Raw genomic sequence first — 3,463 nt, forward strand, 5'->3', positions numbered from 1 at the left:
GTTGACCGGTTACTGGATGGGCCGCGGCATCGGCCGTGTGACCCTGTCGCTGCGCATCCACAATGACGACAGCACCCTGAGCCCCAACGACTATCTGGCGTTGTCGCTGATTGCCCTGGCTTACGTCGTTGCCGAAGCCATCGGCGGCTACGGCTTTCTGTCGGTCTTTGCGGCCGGCCTGGGCTTGCGTCAGGTTGAAGTGAAATCCACCGGCGCCAGCCAGCCGCCCGCCGAACACTTGGTGCAACCGGTGGTCGGCCACCAGAACGTCGAGCCGCAAAATGCGATGCACGGCGATACCGAACGGCTGGAAAGCAGTCAGGTCGCAGCCGGCATCATGATGGGCGATATGCTGTCGTTCGGCAGTCTGGTGGAACGGGCCATGGAAGTGTTTCTGGTCACCCTGCTGGGCGTGGTGCTGATCGCGCACTGGGATTGGCGCGCGTTGCTGGTCGGCGGTGTGTTGTTCTGCCTGATCCGTCCGGTCTGCGTTGCACTGATGCCGTGGGGTGGCCTGTTGCTGGGGCGGCAACGGCTGTTGATTGGCTGGTTCGGCATCCGCGGTATCGGCAGCCTGTTCTACCTGTTTTATGCCTTGAATCATGGCCTGACCGACGCTGTCGCCACGCTGTGTACCGACCTCACGTTGTCTGTGGTGGCCCTGAGCATTTTGCTGCACGGGGTCAGCACCCAGCCGATTCTTGCCCGCTACGAACGACGCCAGAAAGCTCTTTTATAGGAGCAGCCTGCGGTAGCTCCTCCCGCGGAATGGCAAGGTTAAAAATCCTGCGAAAAAAAATGGATCTCTGCGCGACGCTTGGCGGTCACAACGTTAACCCCTCGCCGAGCCCCTCGGCGGGGCCTGGCAGGTTCGGTTCCCCTGCGGCGAAACGCCTATGAAAAGGAATCCCGAAAAATAAGGTTACGGTCATGAAAGAATGCTCGACTCCTGCGCAAATCAAGGCTTGCAGAGCGCTGGCTCTGGAACGCAATCGCCAATTGTTCGAAGAGGCGCAGGCGCTGAACCTCGCGGCTCACGAACTGCTGGAAAGCCGAGAGATGGATATGGAACAGTTTGAACACTATCGCGCGTTACGGCGTAAAGCCGACCTGAAGTTTGCCGATGCGATCGAGCATTTGTGTGTGCTCAACGAAGACTTCCCGCCGATCCCGATGTCGCCGCACAACTCGCAGGGATTGCGTCGCCAGCTTGAAATTGCCGAGTGATCCCTCGCCCCAAAAAGCAGCCCGGCAATCAGTGCCGGACTGCTTTTTGCCTGCTGATCAACCGCCCGGATTGGTCACCTGAATAAACACCGCATAACTGCCCAGCAATACCCAGAACGTGGCAAAGATCCACGGGGTGCGCACCGAGAACAGCAGCGACTTGCGGTACCCCTTGTGGCTCGACTCCATTTCGCTGAACAGCGGCGACTCGTCATATGCCAGTCCCATTAAGGGCTCGCTGTGCAACAGATGACTCTGCTTGAAGTGCCAGTGATCAATGATGTCGTACGCGGCGCGAATGCCCGGCCAGGCATTGAGCGAACTGAGCAGCCCGAGCAGCGCCAGAAACGGCGGCACCACCAGGGTGAACAACTTGCCCCATTCCGGGTTGAGGTTGGCCATGCACGAGGCAAAGGCAATCACCAGAAACGACTGCGCCGCCAGGTAGGCGTCGGTGCGATTGGCGAGGATGCTGGTTTCGTACTGGATCTCCCGGCGATAGAAATCCAGCCGCTCCTTGGGCGAACCGAACATCTTGGCATTATGTTCGGTCAGGGTTTCTTCAGCGGTCGGCTGGGTCAATATGCGAGGCAAGAGACGCACGCTCCGGGGTAGGGAAAACGCTTAGAAGCGCGCGTTTGCAGACAAGTTCAGCCGGATTGCCCGCCGGGTCATTTCATTGCCTGGGCAATCACTTCCACCAGATTCAACTGGGTAAACGGCTTGGGCAGACGCGGCAGTTGCGCGGCGAAGCCTTCGAGCCGTTCGGCGTAACCGGTGGCGAGGATGATCGGCAGGTCGGGTTTGAGCAGGCGCACGGCATGGGCCAGTTGTGCGCCGCTCATGGTCGGCATGGCCATGTCGGTGATCATCAGGTCGATGACTTCGCCCTCATCGAACAGCGCCAGCGCCCTGGCGGCGGACGTGGCATTGATCACCCGGTGCCCCAGGTCCTCGAGTAACAGGCTGGTGCTGGTCAAGACCAGCGAATCGTCGTCCACCACCAGTACGCTGAGCCGTGGAACTGCGATCGGTTCGACCGGCAGCCGCGAGGGTTTGGCCGTCACGCCCTCGCCGATCACCGGCAACCAGAGTTCGGCCGCCGTGCCGTGGCCTTTTTCGCTCTTGAGGACAAAGCGCCCACCGAGTTGCTCGATGAAGCCATGCACCATCGACAAGCCCAGGCCGGTGCCCTTGCCCAAGCCCTTGGTGGTGAAAAACGGATCCCTGGCCTGGGCCAGGGTTTCTGTGTCCATGCCCTCGCCGCTGTCGATCAGGCTCAGGCACACATAATGCCCCGGTGTCAGCGCCGAATAGCTCTGTTCAAGCACGACTTCCGGCTGCGCACTGATCACCACTGTGCCACCGTCGGGCATGGCGTCGCGGGCGTTGGTCGCCAGGTTGAGCACGGCCAGTTCCAGCTGGTTGCTGTCTGCCAGCACTGGCGAAAGATCCGGCGCAAAGCGTGTCTCGATGTGAATTCCTGGCCCCAGGGAACTGCGTAACAGCCCGGTGATGCCTTGCACCAGTTGCGGAATATCGACCGGTTCGGTCTTGAGTTCCTGCCGGCGTGCGAACGCCAGCATGCGCTGGGTCAGCGACACACCGCGCAAGGCGCCCTGGGTGGCGTTCTCCAGCAAGCGGCTGATTTTCGGTTCGTCACCGATGCGTTTCTGCAGAATTTCCAGGTTGCCCAGGATCACCGTCAGCAGGTTGTTGAAGTCATGGGCGATGCCGCCGCTGAGCTGACCGATGGCCTGCATCTTCTGCGCCTGGAACAACGCCTCGCGGGTCTTTTCCAGGGCCAGTTGCGCCTCATGGGCTTGCGTCACGTCACGGGTGATCTTGGCAAACCCCAGCAGCGTCCCGGTTTCCCCGCGAATCGCATCGACTACCACGTGCGCGAGAAACTGCGTGCCATCCTTGCGTACGCGCCAGCTCCTGTTCTCGAAGCGGCCTTCGCGGGTGGCAATGTCCAGGGCCCGCGCCGGTTCGCCGAGTTCACGGTCTTCGGGGGTGTAGAAAACCGAAAAATGCTCACCGATGATTTCTTCCGGCGTATAGCCCTTGATGCGTTGTGCACCCTGATTCCAGTTACTGACGCGGCCTTCCGGGCTGAGCATATAAATCGCGTAGTCGGTAACGCCTTGCACCAGCAGGCGGAACTGCTGCTCACTTCGCTTGAGGGTTTCCTCGGCCATTTTGCGATCAGTCAGGTCGCGGGTGATCTTGGCGA

Annotated in this window: 3 protein-coding genes and 1 pseudogene; 2 read left to right on the plus strand and 2 right to left on the minus strand. The window is 60.6% G+C overall.

Translation table 11 applies throughout. The annotated features are described in order from the left end of the window. Positions 1-739 (plus strand): annotated as a pseudogene (locus DBR24_RS29055) (sodium:proton antiporter); the annotation flags it as partial. A gap of 191 nt (positions 740-930) precedes the next feature. Then, positions 931-1,227 (plus strand): hypothetical protein, encoded by a 297-nt coding sequence (locus DBR24_RS29060; RefSeq protein ID WP_123468620.1) that lies wholly within the window; start codon positions 931-933, stop codon positions 1,225-1,227. Positions 1,228-1,284: 57 nt separating this feature from the next. Here DBR24_RS29060 and DBR24_RS29065 read toward each other — a convergent pair whose 3' ends face one another. Both DBR24_RS29065 and DBR24_RS29070 read right to left on the minus strand, forming a co-directional pair. Beyond that, on the minus strand, positions 1,285-1,821 hold the full coding sequence (locus DBR24_RS29065; RefSeq protein WP_064118033.1) for a hypothetical protein: 537 nt from the start codon (positions 1,819-1,821) through the stop codon (positions 1,285-1,287). A 77-nt stretch (positions 1,822-1,898) separates the two neighbouring features. Next, on the minus strand, positions 1,899-3,463 hold a 1,565-nt coding region (locus DBR24_RS29070; protein WP_256591951.1), incomplete at its 5' end, for a PAS domain S-box protein.

Origin of the sequence: Pseudomonas sp. HMWF006, from assembly GCF_003061205.1 — a bacterium.
Classification (GTDB): Bacteria; Pseudomonadota; Gammaproteobacteria; order Pseudomonadales; family Pseudomonadaceae; genus Aquipseudomonas; species Aquipseudomonas monsensis.

What these genes read in the sequence shown, in the direction of transcription:
- DBR24_RS29060 (WP_123468620.1), top strand. Translation starts at nt 931, where the DNA reads ATGAAAGAATGCTCGACTCCTGCGCAAATCAAGGCTTGCAGAGCGCTG.